Origin of the sequence: Brucella sp. (assembly GCF_032066345.1) — a bacterium.
Taxonomy (GTDB): domain Bacteria; phylum Pseudomonadota; class Alphaproteobacteria; order Rhizobiales; family Rhizobiaceae; genus Brucella; species Brucella pseudogrignonensis.
In genome coordinates this window covers 17,328-32,650 of sequence record NZ_DAMBKZ010000029.1, presented here as the reverse complement: position 1 = coordinate 32,650, position 15,323 = coordinate 17,328, and the positions used below count along the sequence as shown (strand labels likewise).

Sequence of the window (15,323 nt, the reverse complement as noted above, 5' to 3'; positions counted from 1 at the left end):
ATGTCATAATTCCCTATGAGAAACTCATTGACAAATAACTATGAGTTTTCCATAGTTGGTTCATGGAACAGAAAATCGATGTCCGCACACTCCGCACCAATCTGAAGATGACCCAAGCACAGTTGGGCGCTGCGATTGGCGTTGACCAAAGCACAGTTTCTCTCTGGGAGGCTGGGATGCAGCCTCGCGGCCCGGCGCTCAAGCTTCTTTCAATGTTAGCGAACGGCGGCAAGGTTCCTTCTCCCAAGCGCTCCCGTTCTGTGAGGGCGTCGGTATGAGCAATGAACGCCTGAAATCCTTCTATCAGCGTTGGTTGAACCGTGAGGAAGCCAAACAGGCCGTCGCCGATGACCTGAAAGAGCTTTTTGCGGAGATGAAAGCCGAAGGCCACGACACGAAAGCGGTTCGCGCTGCGTTTCGCCGGGTCGCTGCATTCGAAATCGCTGAAAAGAAAGAGAAAATTGAAGGTCACGAAGCCCTCGTTGAACAGTATTTCGACGCCCTTACGCGCGACACGCGCGAGGGAGGTGCGGAATGAGTGCGCCGCGTCTCACGAGTACCGATAAGGGAAATATCCTTGCTGCCTACGTCAGCGGCGAGCCGATAAAGTCTATCTCTGAAAGATTTGGTGTTCATCCATCATATCCCGGCCTATTGGCAAAGCGCCGTGGTCTATTCCTTCGTTCGTCTGCCACTCCCCAAGCCCCCCACACGGCAGACGAAAAGAGCCGAGACGCTGCACTCCCTAGCGTCTCGGCTCCCTCATCTGGACAGGAATAGCGGCGATGAGGAACACCCTGTCCAATTCAAATTTTCGAACCTGCGGGGCGCGTAATGCGCGCTCTTTCAAGTTCAGCATGTTCTCCCGCAGTAGCAGGCGCAGCATGCTGGCGCGTGACTTCAACGCCCGTCTGACCGAACACTACGGGGTCGCGTCTTTTTGCGTCTGCAATCTCATTTTGTCGGGCAATCGCGGCCTTTCGTGCTTTGCCGAGCACTCTAGCGACCGCATCCCCGATCATTTCCAAGCTCCAACTCCGTTGCTGTTTCTGGGCTGCTTCCATGTCCAGAAACCTAGCAGCGGAGTCACCCATGAATACGGATCGTTCGTCCGCGAACGTGGATTTTTCAGCCAAGGAGAAACAGCCCATGTCTGACGTGGATATGGCCGCATCTCTGCTTGACGATGTGATAGGCGCTCGCGGCATTCGCGAACCCGTCAAGTCGATGCTTGAGCGGGCTTATGCGCTTCTGAGCAAGCGTAACAATGCGTGGACCAGACGGCGGGTCAGAGCCGTTTTCAACAAAGAAGCAAGCCGGATCGAATACCGCGAGATCGAAGATATGCGGGCGATCCTCGAAGCGAGGAAGAAACATGCCGCTTACCGCGAAGAAACCGCCCGTCTTGCTCAGATGGCTATCATTCGAGCGCCGGAACGTGATTGCCATATGGCTCCGTGACAAGGCCGCTTGGCTGGCTGAATGGATTTGCCCTGAGCTGAAGGACGGCGAACAATGATCGAACTCCGCTCCATTCTCATAGCCTTGGCCTGTGCGCTTGTTCCGCTGATGGTTGCGCTCGCTTACGCCAAATGGGTGTCGTAATGAGACGAGCCGCTAAGCGAGATATTGCAGAGCCAGCCATCGTTGACGCCCTAAAGCGCGTCGGATTCAGCGTTTTGCGCATGGATCAGCCTGTGGACCTGCTGACAGGTTTTCGCGGCGTCACCTACCTGGTCGAAGTGAAAAGCGGTTCCAAGGGCTATGCAAAGGCCCTGAACGAAAACCAGAAGACATTCGCCGCCCAGTGGAACGGCTCTCCAGTCTTCATCCTCCGTAGCGCAGATGACGCTATCGCATGGGCGCAGTCAGTTGCAGCCAATGACGATCTTGGTGACTGGCAGCATGTTGGAGACGTGACGCAAGACATTATCGAACGGTTGAGGGCTAAGCTATGAACGCCACTCCCGACAAGAATTCTTTCGTGATCGAGATCGAGCAGGAAGTGCTCGGAACCCTTCTGATGGGTACCGACTTCCGCCGTGTCTCCACAATCCTTGAACCTTTTCATTTCCTTGAGCCAGTTCATGCCGAGATATTTGCGGCCATCGCTACGGCTCATGAGCGCATGAACTCGACCAAGCCAGCGGTAGTGATCAAGCTGATCCCGCAGGCTATTCAGGATCAGTACCAAGCCGCTGTAGGAGAAAACCTTATCACCTATCTGGCGCGTCTGGCTGTCAGTGCTGTGCTTGGTGGCGCAGCATTCGAGAACACAGCCAAGCGCGTTGTAGACCAGTGGGCCAAGGCACAGATTGCGAAGGAAGCCGCTATGTTGGCAGAAGCCGCAGGCGATCCGGCTTCCAGCCCTGTTGAACTGATCAAAACGTTCGGCATGGTATCAGACGACATTCTTGCTCACGTCCGCCGTGGGCCGCGCCGCAAGTCTCAGCTTTCCCTCAAGGATGCAGCGGACAATGCGTTTGCAGCTGCAAAGGAAGCACAGGAGCGCGGCAGTGGCCTTACTGGTCTGACGTGGGGCCTTCGCGACGTAAACAGCAAGACAGGCGGAATTCACAAGCGTGACCTGACGCTTATTGGCGGTCGCCCTTCCATGGGCAAGACCACCGTAGGATTGTCAACCTGTCTCAAGGTTGCGAGTGCCGGTCACGGTGTCGGGTTCATTTCCCTTGAAATGGATGCCGACAAGCTTGCCGCGCGCGCTGTGACGGATATCGCGTTCAACTGGGATATTCGCGTTCCTTACCAGAACGTCATTACCGGACGTGCCACGATGGAAGAGCTTGACCAGCTTCAGGCTGCATCCAAGCGCTTTGAGGATTTGCCGCTTCTCATTGAGGAACAGTCCGGCCTATCCATCACCGATATTCGCATCAAGCTTGAAACCATGATGCAGAAGATGGAACAGTCTGGAAATCCTCTGGAAATGCTCATGATCGACCATCTGGGTTTGATCCGCGCATCTAACCGATATTCCGGTAACCGCACGAATGAAATCGCTGAGATGACCTCGGCTCTCAAGTCGATGGCTCGTGAATACGGGATTGCCGTTGTTCTCCTGTCGCAGCTCAACCGCGGTCTGGAAACGCAGGCAGACAAGCGCCCGCAGCTTTCCTCATTGCGAGACAGCGGCGCCATTGAGCAGGACGCGGACACAATCATTTTCCTGTACCGCGAGGCTTATTACCTTCTCCGCGAAAAGTCAGACGATCCAAGCAAACAGGCAGAAATCGCCGCGAAGCTGATCGACTGCGAAAACGTCCTGGAATTTGCCATCGCCAAGCAGCGTAACGGCCCGGTCACTTCGATAGACCTGTTTGTAGACGTTGCTTCTTCGGCGGTGCGCGATCTGGAAAGGCTGCACTGATGAGTTTTCAGGCAATGACTTGGGCAGTAAAGCAAAAAGTTGGCAACGCCACTGGCAAAGCCGTGTTGCTGATGCTCGCCAACTATGCCGATGAAAATGGCTCCTGTTATCCGGGTCAGGATAAGCTGGCCAAGGAGTGTGAGTGTTCATCGAGAACTGTACGTGAATGGCTTGATAAGTTCGAAACGATGGGCCTCATCGTCCGTCAGGAGCGGCGTCGTGAAGATGGATATCGCACGTCTGATCTCATCGTTATGCAGCTCGAAAAGTCACCGGAAGCATTCTCACCGGAAAATAACTCCCCGGAGAATGGCGCACATCTCACCGGAAATTCACGCACATCTCACCGGCAGGAAATTCCGAGTAACCTATTAGTAGAACCATCAGAGAACCGTCAGCGGCGCGCGCATACGCACAAGGGACTGGACGTGGACGGATCAACCCTCCAAGCCAAATTGATCGAAGCGGCAGGAGATAAAATCCAGCCTCACGGAGTTTTCGACTGTAGCCCAATTTTCGGATTGCTTGCGGCTGGAGTCGATCTCGAAGCGGATATTCTCCCTGCCATCAGGGCAAAGGCAGCGCAGATGCGGGCCAAAGGCGATAAGCCAGCGAGCAAGTGGTCGTTTTTCGTCGGTCCTATCCAAGACGCCTACAATAACCGCCTCAAGGCTGGTGAGGGCCTTGCGAAGCCGGTGCGAGCCATCACGCCAGACGCCGAGCTAGCCCCGGACGCCCTCGAAGCCGAATGGGAAAAACGTCTCAAATACGCCCGCAGAAATTCAAACTGGATTTCAGCAGTGTGGGGTCCAATGCCCGGTGATGCCGGGTGCCGTGTTCCAAGCAATCTACTTCAACCAACCGACGGAAAAGACCGCTATGGCGTCCGTTGGGATGACCAGTCGAAAAGGGCAGCGTAATGGACTATTCAAATCTTGGGCATCAGTTTGAGCACCCGCTTGGTGTCTATCAGGGCATGAACCCTGCATTCGTTCAGAAGGTATGGGCCAAGCGCCGCGCAGAAGAACGCCGCAAGCGTGAACAGGAAGAGCGCGCTCAGCTCAAGGAGCTTCGCAAGCAGGAAGCCAGAGAGCGTGCGGAACGTGTTGCGCGGATGTTGGAGGATGCACGAAAGAGGGAGCTTGAAAAGGTTCGTGCCGCCAATCGTCCTTTGGTTGTGGATATCATTGCGGCTGTAGCCAACGATTTTAACGTCTCGGTCAAGGACGTGATGAGCCGGGATCGCCGTTACAACGTCGTCAAGGCCAGACATGCGGCAATGGCTGAAGTGGCAAAGCTTCGCCTCGATCTCTCGACGGTCAAAATCGGTGAGCTGTTCGGCGGTCGTGATCATTCCACCGTTGTCCATGCCATCCAGAAATTCGGCATCAACCGTGAGGCTCTCAAGAGCGCTCACAAACAAGCGGCATAGGAGAGGGCGATGAAGGCAATCATCCCGGTAGCATGGCTTATTACTGGCTTTCTCATGTCTATGGCGCTGAAAAATCCCTCTGATGCGGCTGGTTTAGCTTTCCTTTGCCTGTGTGCCGCCATCGGAGCGACGATTGTAGACCATTATTCAGCATAACCCCAGTCAGCGAGGAACAGACATGGCGGCGAGAACGAAAGCAGCAAAGCGACATGCCAAGCGCGGGAGGCCGAAGAAGGAAGGGGTTTTGCGCACACCATCCGGTCAGATTAGTAGGGCAAAGGAGCCGCCGGCAAAGGTGGCGCAACTGGCAAGGATGAGGATATTCGGCATGAGTGCTTCGGAAGCATTAAGTGAATTGGCCGGTGATAACCTGGGGCGCTTGCATATGGCATGGAAGCGAGACAAGGCGGAAGGCATCAGCACGAGCCAGTATGACGCCGCCGAGCGCTACCGGGAAGTTTACAACGACAAGCGTAAGGCGGAATGTTCCTCTGGCGCGTACTATGACAACATTGGTTCGATTGGCGCTTCTGACCCAGATGAGTACGAGGCATGGGTAAAGCGCGCCAAGCAGGCTTATACCGACGCACGTAAGGCAATAGATGAAGCACAGGCCGAAACGCGAAATGGCAATCTCTATGCTGCCGTTCAATTCATGCTTGAGAATGATCAATTCTTCCCGCACATGCTTGGAGATATTCGTCTCGCCTGTAACGCGCTTCATCGACACTTTTTCACACAGAAACGCCGAAAAGTCGCATGAATGTCTTGCCATATCCCGCGAAGCAGAATAATCTGCGCATAGTTTCAGGGTGCAGAATTGCGACCTGAAGGATTTCAGCGGCTTTCGGGCCGCTTTTTTATTGCATGCGGGGTTGGAATTCCTCTCGTATCAAATCAGCTATCCTTTCGCGCCAATTCGGTTCGTTATCTACAATCCAGTTAACGAGTTCGACTTCGAGCCGTATAGACAAGCTAACTTTCTCGATTGGATTACGAGGTCTTCCCCTTCGAGTTTTCTTTCCGCCGTCATTCATGAAACAGTTGCCCCCGTTGATTCGATAGAACAAGGGTCAGGTACAAACCTTGCGCGAAAGTTTCGGGGCAGTGCATTCAACGGAATGCGAGGCGGCTCCTCGCAAGTAGCTGACGGCCAGCGAAGATAGCCGTAGTCGGTTAATGGTGGCGTAAAGACGTTGTGAGAGCCTCGCCCGAAAGGGTCCGACTAGCGCACATATCTGACCTCATGCAGTACCGCCCCACTTATCCGGTTAGCGCGAGACATGAGGGCTTTAAAAACGAGTGGATAAACAGGCTCGCATAGCTCAGCTGGATAGAGCAGTCGCAGCCCGACGAGGGACGACAGGTCGCAGGTTCAAATCCTGCTGCGAGCCTGCCACTCGGACAGTAACCAGTACGGCGGCGCTGAAAGCGTCGAGGCATAAGTGTCGGCGCAGATGCCCCGGCCCGTTCTGATCTAAGTGAGCCGGTGTTCGTCACTGATACAAACGATGCCGGACAGTAAGGACCTACAGACAGGCAAATGCTCCTCTGTAGTGTCCGGTCTGATCTTACCATCCATGGTACCATCCATGGTTCAGCCGTCGCCTTCGGGTGGCGGCTTTTTCATTGGAGAGAGGCACGAAACTAAAATGGGATGGCTTCATCCTGCGGCATAGACCGGAGCTTCAAGAAGTCATCGCGGTCAAAGATACCGTACTTTTCTATCCAGACCTTCAGGTCAAAGGTAGCGTGTCGGACGAACTCTTGCGCGGTTTCCATTTCGGTGAACTCATGTGGCCGTGACGTACCGTCTTCGAGAAGTTCTAATACCTTGATCTGGTACATTGCTGCCCTCCTGTTTTCATCAGGATAGCGCATCTGTCTAAATATGCGACCAACAATCAGCCCCGCCATTGAGCGGGGTTTTTCATTTGGAGTGTTCAGATGGCATTATGTGCCTTGAAGCTATCCATTGACCTGAATGGATTGCATGAAATGCTATCTCCGCTTTCCTATACTTCGGATAGATTTCCTGAATTTCGAGATGGCCTCCTCGGCCTTCTCAATTCCGGCGAAGAACTTTTCGCTATTGATGATGAAATCAGAACCGCACCCAGGGCAAGTGACATTATCGTTGGATTTAAGCCAGCCGATAGTCTGCTCGATCTGATTTCCACATTTAGGGCAAGTCACCCCGATTGTCTGGTGTTCAAACATGATAAGCCTCCCGCTGACAATTCAGCACAGGCACATTCAACTGTCTAGCCATTCTGGGAGCGGCATTCCTTTCACTCATCCCACCGGGCGATGAGGCAATAGCTACACTCGTGCGGAAGAAGCAGCGCCGATCGCTCCGGGGAGAAATTGCTGCATATAGCGGTGTGAAGTGGGCAGGCCCGGAAGATACCAACAGAGGAACGGATATGACGCTCAACGAATTCAAAGCATGGCTTGAAGGGTATAGCGAAGCATTCACCAGTGGCGCGCCTACGGCTGCGCAGTGGGAGAAAATCCGCGAGAAGCTTGGCGAGGTGAAGATTGTGAAAGCGGAGCAGTCTATAGCGCCGCTTCTTCCTCGACCGAATAGTTGGCCTGAACAACGATATCAACTTCTTGATGTGCGGGGCAAGGATCACCTCGATCCGATTAGCCCGCTCCTGAAGCCGCAGATCACGTGCACCGGAAAGTCACTGTCATGAACCGCAGACGCTTCATTTCCTTCCTCGGCCTCGCTCCTGTAGCTGCTGCCGTTCCTGCAATGGCGCTGCCAAGGGCAGAGAAGCCCACCGAGATTGATAAGCTCGTTATAGATGTGCAGCCAGCAGACCCCGTAGCAATGCGCCGGTTGATGGATGACATTGCCAAGGATCAAGCGCAGTTCCTCGAACGGGTGTCTTCGGTAAAGGCTGATCGGTTCGCAAACGAAGATGAAACTTTTGTCTTCGACACCAAGGAAGGCACCATTACCCTGAACGTTGCGATTGTCTGACCATGCCCAAGCCCATCCAGTTCATGCAAGCCACATGGCAGGACATCGTAGGATCACGGCACCTCCATCTCGCAGCGGTAATGCGCGGCAACATGGACATAGCCGATGAAATCCGAGACCAGATGCATGAAAGCCTAGACGCATACCTGGATCACCAGACCGAGGCAGCAGTAGCAGCAGAGCTTAAGGCGAAGGGGTAGAGATGGTCAGGCTAACAGGCAACCGCCGGTATCGAGCTGATACAGATGGCAGGATCATCCTACAGGTGCAGACACGTAGATACTTCAGCACTGGCCGTGGTCTCCTGCCGATGCCAAATGAAAACCCGGCATGGCGTGACGCCACAGTTGAAGATTTGACCGAGCATGTAGAGAACGCGCTAGACTTCGTACCAGATTGCACGAGGCCGAATGGCTAAGCTCCGCACCCTCAAGCCTCTCGTATCCACGATGAAGCCAAGGCTGATAGTGGACCGGAAGCAGCAAGAGGCAGTACGCCTCAGGGAGCGGGACCAGAACACCGAATGGCGAGCTTGGTATAAGACCAGCAAGTGGCAGCGGTTGCGTGAGCAGGTGCTGGTACGAGACGGCTACAAGTGCCAGCGTACCGGCGTCCTCCTGATCGGCAAGCACCCTGCACCGAATAGCCCCGTAGTGGATCATATCAAGCCACACAGAGGCGATGCTGCCCTGTTCTGGGATATGGATAACCTTCAGTCAGTATCGAAGGCATATCACGACAGCATCAAGCAGGCGCAGGAGAGAGCGGACAAGGTAGCGGCCATTCATCCTAAGTGGTTACAGCCCTCGTTCATTCCTCTGACCATTGTGTGCGGCCCTTCCGGGTCGGGCAAGAGTACCTACGTGGCTAGGAATAAAGGCCCATTCGATCTTGTCATAGACCTGGATGTGATTGCATCGGAGATATCCGGTGAACCTATCCACGGATGGGACCGTGACAAGTGGCTTAATGCTGCGCTCTACAGGCGCAATGACATGCTCGGTTCCCTGTCTCGACCATCTAACCACCGTGCAGCTTGGTTCATAGTAGCAGAGCCAAAGGCAAAGCACCGTGATTGGTGGCAACAAACGCTCAAGCCGGAAGCCATCATCGTTCTAGAGGTGGATGAGCCTACCTGTATGGCGCAAGCAAGCCGTGATCCAGACCGAGATATGGCCAGAACCGAACAGGCAATCACCAATTGGTGGGCCAATTACGAGCCAAGGATAGGCGATAGGGTCATTCGAGGGTGAGAAACAGGAATGTCGTCCCATAATAGGATCAATGTTCTACTGGGGGGGCATCAAAAAGTCTGAAATAGGAATGCTTTCAGACCCGCGCATCCCCTTAAGGCAGAGATTTTTTCCCGCTTAACAAAGGCTGTTAATCGATGGCGTTAACTGAACAGAAGCGCCGGTACGCCGAAGCGCGTATGTCAGGCGCGTCGAAAAAAGAGGCTGCAATAGCGGCTGGATGCCCAGAAAAGACGGCTTCACAGGCTGCTTCGAGATATGAGAAAGACCCGGATGTTTTAGCGGCAATAGGGCGCACACATGTGGTAAAAGCGGCTGTTAAGCACGAACCACCGGCAGGCGAACCGAACCCGTACATACCGGCTCAGGCCAGTGATCCCCTCAAGTTCTTCGAGCAGATGATGAATGACCCGGAAGCGGACCCGAAATTGAGGCTTGACGCTGCGAAAGCGCTGGCAAGCTTCACGGTAGCAAAGCCGGGTGAAGGGGGGAAGAAAGAACAGCGTCAGGAAAAGGCAGAGAAGGCTATGAATAGTGGCCGGTTTGCGCCGCGCTCCCGTCCTAATCTGAAAGTCGTCTGATGGTTGAATGGACAACGCGATGCCCAGATTGGGAAAAGCGGATTATCAATCGTCAATCGCTGATCCCTTTCGCCCCGCTATTCCCAGATGAGGCGGCTTACGCGTTGGAGAAGTTCAAGGCGCTTAGAGTGCCTGACCTACCCGGGAAGCCGACATTTGGCGAATGCTGCGAACAGTGGGTATTTGATTTTGTGGCTTCGATCTTTGGAGCGAATGACCCGGAAACAGGGCAGCAGAAAATCGCCGAATATCTTTTGCTCATTGCTAAAAAGAATACGAAATCGACCATTGCTGCCGGTATCATGTTGACGGCGCTGCTTATCGGATGGCGTGAGGAAGAAGAAATCCTCATTCTCGCCCCGACGCTTGAGGTGGCGAATAACAGCTTCAAGCCTGCTGCCGGTATGGTGCGGGCTGATGACGAGTTGGCTGATTTGCTGCATGTCCAAGAGCATACCCGCACGATTACGCATCGGGTGAATAGATCAGCGCTCAAGGTTGTCGCGGCTGAAACAGATACGGTCTCCGGTAAGAAATCGGGCCGCATCCTGATCGATGAGCTTTGGGTGTTTGGCAAAAAGCCGAAGTCAGACGCCATGTTGCGCGAAGCAATGGGCGGCATGGTATCGCGTCCAGAAGGTTTTGTGATCTATCTGACAACGCAGAGCGACGAGCCTCCCGCTGGCGTTTTCAAGGCGAAGCTCGACTATGCCCGCGATGTGAGAGATGGCAAGATTGAGGACAACAAGTTTCTGCCGGTCCTGTATGAGTTCCCAAAGTCGATGATCGACAGCGGCGAATTTATGAAGTCGGAAAACTTCTACGTCACCAACCCAAATTTAGGTCTTTCGGTTTCATCTGACTGGATTGATCGAGAACTGACAAAGGAACTGGCAAGCGGTCCTGAAACGAGAAATGTGTTTCTTGCCAAGCATTTGAATGTGGAGATTGGCTCAAATCTGCGCGCAAATCGCTGGCCAGGGGCTGAGTTCTGGGCTGAGCGCACTGACAAGTCGTTAACCAGTCTCGACGCTCTTCTGGATCGGTGTGAGGTATGCGTTGTCGGGATCGACGGCGGCGGTCTGGATGACTTATTCGGCATGACGATAGTCGGGCGTGAGAAAGGCTCGTGGAATTGGCTTTCATGGTCACATGCATGGTGTCACACAAGCGTCCTTGAGCGCCGGAAGTCTATCGCATCTCTGCTTCGTGACTTTCAGCGGGCAGGTGAATTGACGATTGTCGATGACGCGCTGGATGACATCTCGGACATAATTGGCAAGATCGATTACGTGAAAGAGCGGGGCTTGCTCGCTTCTGTAGCCGTTGACCCGGCGGGCCTCGGTGACATGATCGAAGCTCTGGATGAAATCGGCGTATCGCAGGAAAACGGCAATCTGGAAGGCGTAGCGCAGGGCTGGCGAATGATGACGGCAATCAAGTCGTCTGAACGCCGCCTTGTGAACGGTACGCTGAAACATGCGCCGTCATCACTGATGGACTGGTGTGTGGGAAATCTCAAGATTGAGCCAACGGCGACCGGGATCAAGGCAACCAAGCAAAACGCAGGCGATGCGAAGATTGACCCGGTGATGGCGCTATTCGATGCGGTGACGGTGATGAGCCGAAACCCGGCGGCCCCGGAAGGCGGCAATATGGATGATTACTTCAAGAGCTTGGCAGGTGCAGCGTGAACCTATTGCGAAAGATGCTGAATGGTTTCGTTGGCGATACGCCTGTAAAGCGGAACCTGACCGTTCGTGAGCCGGACGCTTGGTACCCAGCGGACAGCATCGGCGGTGCGGGCGAGATCATCACGGAACGCAATGTTCTGGCGCTTTCGGCTGTCTGGGCTTGTGTTAACCTGATTTCCGGCACGATTTCGTCACTGCCTTTGATGGTTTATCGGACCAATGCTGACGGATCGCGTGAGCCTGCAAGCGATCACCCGCTCTACAACGTTCTGCACGACAGCCCGAACTATGACCAGACAGCAGTTGATTTCTGGGATTTCATGGCGGCTTCCGTGGAGCTTTGGGGCAACGCTTACGCGCGGGTCACTCGGTCCGACAAGAAGGTGAAGGTTCTCACACCCATTCTCCCGGCGCTTATGAGCGTTCAGAAGAAGACGGATGGCAGTCTGGTCTATCGATGGACCGAGGACGGTAAAGCAAACGAAGCGACGGACCGCGAAATCCTGCATATCCGTGGGTTTGGCGGCAATCCTCTCGGTGGGGCGTCAACGCTTTACTTTGGCCGCCGGGTGTTTGGGCTGGCTCAAGCCGCTGACACATCGGCGGGATCGATGTTCCAGAATGGACTTCGCCCATCTGGCGTCCTGAAGTTTGAGAAATGGCTGACAGAAGAGCAGCGCGAGGTCGCAGAACAGAAACTGGCCGCGAAGATCGGCAGCGGGAATGCTGGCAAGCCAATCGTCCTTGAAGGCGGCACGGAATGGCAGCAACTGACGATTACGCCAGAAGATGCCCAGATGCTGGAAACGCGGGCATTCTCGGTTGAGGAAATCTGCCGGTTCTTCGGCGTCCCGCCTCACATGGTCGGCCACACTTCGAAATCGACCAGTTGGGGATCAGGTATCGAGCAGCAGACGCTGGCATTCCAGAAGTTCACTCTTCGCCGTCGTCTGAAGCGCATCGAACAGGCGCTCGAAAAGCAGTTGCTGACGCCAGCGGACAAAGCCGCCGGGATCATCATCGAATTTAACCAGGAAGGGCTTCTGCGCGGCGACAGCGGCGGTAGGGCGAAGTTCTACCAGCAGATGACCGCTATCGGGGCCATGACCATCAATGAGGTCAGGTCTTTGGAAAACTACCCGCCGGTTGAAGGCGGTGATGTCCCGCGTATGCAGATGCAGAATGTTCCGATCACCGATGCCGGTGAAGACCGAGAACTGACGCCACGTCAGCCCGACAACGAGGAATAAATCTCGATGAAAACCAAAGACTTTGCCCTACAGGTTAAAGACCTGTCGGAAGACGGCACCTTTACGGGTTACGGCTCGGTCAATGGCAACGTGGACAGCTACGGCGAGCGCGTCATGCCGGGGGCTTTTGCCGGGAGCCTTGCCAAGCATAAGCGTGAGGGAACCAACGTCCTCATGTTGTGGCAGCACAACCCGAACGAGCCGATTGGTATCTGGGAAGACCTCACCGAAGATGCAAAGGGCCTTTGGGGCAAGGGTCGCCTTATCATGGAAGTGCAGAAGGCCCGTGAGGTCCATGCACTCATGAAGGCGAACGCAATCGGCGGTTTGTCTATCGGCTACCGCGAGATCAAGGCAACGCCCGACGGCAATGTGCGCAACCTGGAGGAACTGGACCTGCGCGAAATCTCGCCAGTGTCTTTCCCGGCCAACCGCCGCGCCCGTATCGAGGCAGTGAAATCCGAACGCATGGAAGAGTTCGCCCGCCGTCTGCGCGATGGCGATCCCATGCCTATCAAAGAGTTTGAGGACATCTTGCGTGAGGCAGGGGTTCCAAAAAGCATGGCTACACAGATTGCCTCTGTTGGCTATGCGAAGGCCGCTCTGGGTGAGCCAGAGGGCGAAAAGGCAGATGACGCAACCGCCTTCCTGACTGCGTTGCGCGGTTAAATCCAAACCTCTTTGTCCAGAAAGGACATTCCCATGAGTGAAGTGAAAACAGCAGAGCAGCTTGCTCTGGAGGTCAAGGCTGACTTCGAGAAGAAGTTCGATACCGTGAAGGAAATTGCTGAAAAGGCCGTGGCGGAAGCCAAGAAGAACGGCGACCTCAGCGAAGGCCTGAAGGAAAAGGCCGACGAAAATCTGCTCGCCATGAACGAACTCAAGGCCCGCCTTGACGAGTTCGAGCAGAAGGCGGCCCGTTCCGGCGGCGAAGGCGACCGTGAAAAGTCCATTGGCGAACAGTTCGTTGAGAACGACAAGGTCAAGGAATTTCTCGGTCAGGCGAACCCTCGCGGTCGCATCGACATTCAGACCAAGGCCACGCTGACCACGGCAACCACGAACGCCGCCGGTTCCGTTGGCGCTGCAATCCAGACCACTCGCCTTCCGGGCATCCTTGAACTGCCCCAGCGCCGTCTCACCATCCGCGATCTGCTTTCGCAGGGCCAGATGGACGGCGGCTCGCTGGAATACGTCAAGGAAAAGGGCTTCAACAACAACGCCGCTCCGGTGGCTGAAGGTGCTGCAAAGCCCGGTTCTGACATTCAGTTTGAACTGATCACGACCTCTGCCAAGGTCATCGCTCACTGGATGAAGGCATCCCGTCAGGTGCTGTCTGACATCGCCCAGCTGCGCTCGATCATTGATCAGCGTCTGCTGTACGGTCTGGCCTACGTCGAAGAGAACCAGCTTCTCAATGGCGATGGCACCGGCCAGAACCTGCTGGGCATCATTCCGCAGGCAACCGCCTTTGCGGTTCCAGCTGGCACGACCATGCCCGCGACCGTGACCGGCATTGACCGCCTTCGTGTCGCGATGCTTCAGGCGGCTCTGGCTGAATACCCGGCGACGGGCCATGTTCTCAGCCCGATTGACTGGACTTCTATCGAACTCCTGAAGGACACCCAGGGCCGCTACATCATCGGCAACCCGCAGGGAACGATTGCTCCGACCCTCTGGGGTCTGCCGGTTGTCACGACCCAGGCAATGGCCGCAGGCAAGTTCCTCACCGGTGCATTCAAGCTGGGTGCGCAGATTTTCGACCGCTGGCAGGCTCGCGTCGAAGTCGCAACCGAGAACGAAGACGACTTCATCAAGAACCTCGTCACCATCCTCGCGGAAGAACGTCTTGCTCTGGCCGTCTACCGTCCAGAAGCGTTCATCTACGGCGATGTCAACGCGCCTGAGACCCCGTAATCCGGTCGGCTCAAATCGACGGGCGGTTATCGCCGCCCGTTTCTTGAACCGAAGGAGAAACCCCATGAAGTACGAAGTTATCCGTCAGCATCAGGGCGACAAGTTCTATCTGCCCGGTGATGAGCGCGATGCATCGGAAAACGATGTTGCTCATCTGGTGAAAAGCGGCGTGTTGAAGGCCAAGGCCGAAGGCAAGCCCAAGAACAAGGCCGAAGGCGCATCTGACAAGAACAAGGGCGAATAATCGATGCTGCTTCCAGTCCGCACACAAGCGCCAGCCGTGACGCCGGTATCGCTTGAGGAAGCGCGCCAGCATCTGATCGTCTCCGGGTTTACCGATGACGATGATCAGATCACGCGCTTTGTTCAGGCTGCTACCGACCATCTGGAGCGAACGCTAAACATGTCGCTTGTCACCCAGACATGGAAGCAGTCCTTTTGCTCGTTCGATAGCTTCCTGCGGCTCCGTAATGGCCCCGTGGCGAGCGTTGTATCGGTGAAGTACTTCGACACCGACAATGTGGAGAAAACCGTTCCGGCGGCCTCCTACAAGACGTTGGACTATGCCTGCGGAACAGTTCTTTCTCTGACATACGGAAGCTCGTGGCCTGCAACCGGTTCTCGCACCGAGGCGGTGACAATTGAATACACGGCTGGCGTTCCGGCGGATGAAGTTCCAGCTTCTCTCAAGGCTGCCATCCTCATGCATGTTGGCTTGATGTATTCGTACCGTGGCGACCCTGAAGGCCCACGCATCGACAGCAACCCTGCCTATGAGGCGCTTATCTGGCCGTTCCGGCGTCCAAAGGTGTGACC

At 55.1% G+C, this 15,323-nt stretch carries 22 protein-coding genes and 1 tRNA gene; 21 read left to right on the top strand and 2 right to left on the bottom strand.

Going from position 1 to position 15,323, the window contains the following annotated elements:
• Positions 1-62 precede the first annotated feature (62 nt).
• The 11 genes from RT142_RS24445 (at position 63) to RT142_RS22670 (ending at position 6,214) form a co-directional block, all read left to right on the top strand.
• Positions 63-278, top strand: a complete 216-nt coding sequence (locus RT142_RS24445; protein ID WP_409558599.1) for a helix-turn-helix domain-containing protein — start codon at positions 63-65, stop codon at positions 276-278.
• A complete protein-coding gene (locus tag RT142_RS22715; RefSeq protein WP_313031757.1) occupies positions 275-538 on the top strand; it encodes a GapR family DNA-binding domain-containing protein in 264 nt (87 codons plus the stop codon). The genes RT142_RS24445 and RT142_RS22715 overlap by 4 nt, the downstream gene beginning before the upstream one ends.
• A 346-nt stretch (positions 539-884) precedes the next feature.
• Positions 885-1,157 carry a hypothetical protein gene (locus tag RT142_RS22710; RefSeq protein ID WP_313031756.1) on the top strand — a complete coding sequence of 91 codons (273 nt, stop codon included), beginning with the start codon at positions 885-887 and terminating at the stop codon, positions 1,155-1,157.
• On the top strand, positions 1,150-1,461 hold the full coding sequence (locus tag RT142_RS22705) for a hypothetical protein (protein ID WP_313031755.1): 312 nt from the start codon (positions 1,150-1,152) through the stop codon (positions 1,459-1,461). The genes RT142_RS22710 and RT142_RS22705 overlap by 8 nt, the downstream gene beginning before the upstream one ends.
• 143 nt (positions 1,462-1,604) lie before the next feature.
• Positions 1,605-1,958, top strand: a complete 354-nt coding sequence (locus RT142_RS22700) for a hypothetical protein (RefSeq protein ID WP_285670331.1) — start codon at positions 1,605-1,607, stop codon at positions 1,956-1,958.
• Positions 1,955-3,388 carry a DnaB-like helicase C-terminal domain-containing protein gene (locus RT142_RS22695; RefSeq protein WP_313031752.1) on the top strand — a complete coding sequence of 478 codons (1,434 nt, stop codon included), beginning with the start codon at positions 1,955-1,957 and terminating at the stop codon, positions 3,386-3,388. The genes RT142_RS22700 and RT142_RS22695 overlap by 4 nt, the downstream gene beginning before the upstream one ends.
• The gene (locus RT142_RS22690) at positions 3,388-4,308 is read left to right on the top strand and encodes a helix-turn-helix domain-containing protein (protein WP_313031751.1); all 921 of its coding nucleotides are present in this window, start codon (positions 3,388-3,390) and stop codon (positions 4,306-4,308) included. The genes RT142_RS22695 and RT142_RS22690 overlap by 1 nt, the downstream gene beginning before the upstream one ends.
• Positions 4,308-4,820 (top strand): helix-turn-helix domain-containing protein, encoded by a 513-nt coding sequence (locus RT142_RS22685; RefSeq protein ID WP_313031748.1) that lies wholly within the window; start codon positions 4,308-4,310, stop codon positions 4,818-4,820. Before RT142_RS22690 ends, RT142_RS22685 begins: the two co-directional genes overlap by 1 nt.
• Before the next feature lie 9 nt (positions 4,821-4,829).
• Positions 4,830-4,976, top strand: a complete 147-nt coding sequence (locus RT142_RS22680) for a hypothetical protein (RefSeq protein ID WP_162995130.1) — start codon at positions 4,830-4,832, stop codon at positions 4,974-4,976.
• Positions 4,977-4,998: 22 nt separating this feature from the next.
• Positions 4,999-5,583, top strand: coding sequence for a hypothetical protein (locus tag RT142_RS22675; RefSeq protein ID WP_235964185.1), 585 nt, complete (start codon positions 4,999-5,001; stop codon positions 5,581-5,583).
• 551 nt (positions 5,584-6,134) lie between these two features.
• Positions 6,135-6,214: transfer RNA gene (locus RT142_RS22670), tRNA-OTHER, on the top strand.
• A 253-nt stretch (positions 6,215-6,467) separates the two neighbouring features.
• On the opposite strand, the gene RT142_RS22665 is transcribed toward RT142_RS22670, so the two are convergent.
• Positions 6,468-6,668, bottom strand: a complete 201-nt coding sequence (locus RT142_RS22665; RefSeq protein ID WP_121981416.1) for a hypothetical protein — start codon at positions 6,666-6,668, stop codon at positions 6,468-6,470.
• 153 nt (positions 6,669-6,821) lie between these two features.
• Positions 6,822-7,040, bottom strand: coding sequence for a YnfU family zinc-binding protein (locus tag RT142_RS22660; protein WP_313031737.1), 219 nt, complete (start codon positions 7,038-7,040; stop codon positions 6,822-6,824).
• A 206-nt stretch (positions 7,041-7,246) separates the two neighbouring features.
• Between RT142_RS22660 and RT142_RS22655 the strand changes: the two genes are divergently transcribed.
• The 10 genes from RT142_RS22655 (at position 7,247) to RT142_RS22610 (ending at position 15,321) form a co-directional block, all read left to right on the top strand.
• Entirely contained in the window at positions 7,247-7,522 is a 276-nt protein-coding gene (locus RT142_RS22655; protein WP_313031735.1) for a hypothetical protein, read from the top strand.
• Complete coding sequence (locus RT142_RS22650; RefSeq protein ID WP_313031733.1) at positions 7,519-7,812, top strand: hypothetical protein; 294 nt, start codon at positions 7,519-7,521, stop codon at positions 7,810-7,812. Before RT142_RS22655 ends, RT142_RS22650 begins: the two co-directional genes overlap by 4 nt.
• A gap of 572 nt (positions 7,813-8,384) precedes the next feature.
• Positions 8,385-9,065 carry an AAA family ATPase gene (locus tag RT142_RS22645; RefSeq protein WP_313031730.1) on the top strand — a complete coding sequence of 227 codons (681 nt, stop codon included), beginning with the start codon at positions 8,385-8,387 and terminating at the stop codon, positions 9,063-9,065.
• Positions 9,066-9,202: 137 nt separating this feature from the next.
• Positions 9,203-9,646: a hypothetical protein gene (locus RT142_RS22640; protein WP_313031728.1), complete on the top strand. Its 444-nt coding sequence runs from the start codon at positions 9,203-9,205 to the stop codon at positions 9,644-9,646.
• Positions 9,646-11,340 carry a terminase large subunit gene (locus RT142_RS22635; protein ID WP_313031726.1) on the top strand — a complete coding sequence of 565 codons (1,695 nt, stop codon included), beginning with the start codon at positions 9,646-9,648 and terminating at the stop codon, positions 11,338-11,340. The genes RT142_RS22640 and RT142_RS22635 overlap by 1 nt, the downstream gene beginning before the upstream one ends.
• Complete coding sequence (locus tag RT142_RS22630; RefSeq protein ID WP_313031724.1) at positions 11,337-12,590, top strand: phage portal protein; 1,254 nt, start codon at positions 11,337-11,339, stop codon at positions 12,588-12,590. The genes RT142_RS22635 and RT142_RS22630 overlap by 4 nt, the downstream gene beginning before the upstream one ends.
• A 6-nt stretch (positions 12,591-12,596) precedes the next feature.
• Positions 12,597-13,259, top strand: coding sequence for an HK97 family phage prohead protease (locus RT142_RS22625; RefSeq protein ID WP_313031722.1), 663 nt, complete (start codon positions 12,597-12,599; stop codon positions 13,257-13,259).
• A 33-nt stretch (positions 13,260-13,292) separates the two neighbouring features.
• The gene (locus tag RT142_RS22620) at positions 13,293-14,507 is read left to right on the top strand and encodes a phage major capsid protein (RefSeq protein ID WP_313031719.1); all 1,215 of its coding nucleotides are present in this window, start codon (positions 13,293-13,295) and stop codon (positions 14,505-14,507) included.
• Between the two features lie 64 nt (positions 14,508-14,571).
• The gene (locus RT142_RS22615; protein WP_313031716.1) at positions 14,572-14,751 is read left to right on the top strand and encodes a hypothetical protein; all 180 of its coding nucleotides are present in this window, start codon (positions 14,572-14,574) and stop codon (positions 14,749-14,751) included.
• 3 nt (positions 14,752-14,754) lie between these two features.
• A complete protein-coding gene (locus tag RT142_RS22610) occupies positions 14,755-15,321 on the top strand; it encodes a phage head-tail connector protein (protein ID WP_313031714.1) in 567 nt (188 codons plus the stop codon).
• Positions 15,322-15,323: the final 2 nt, after the last annotated feature.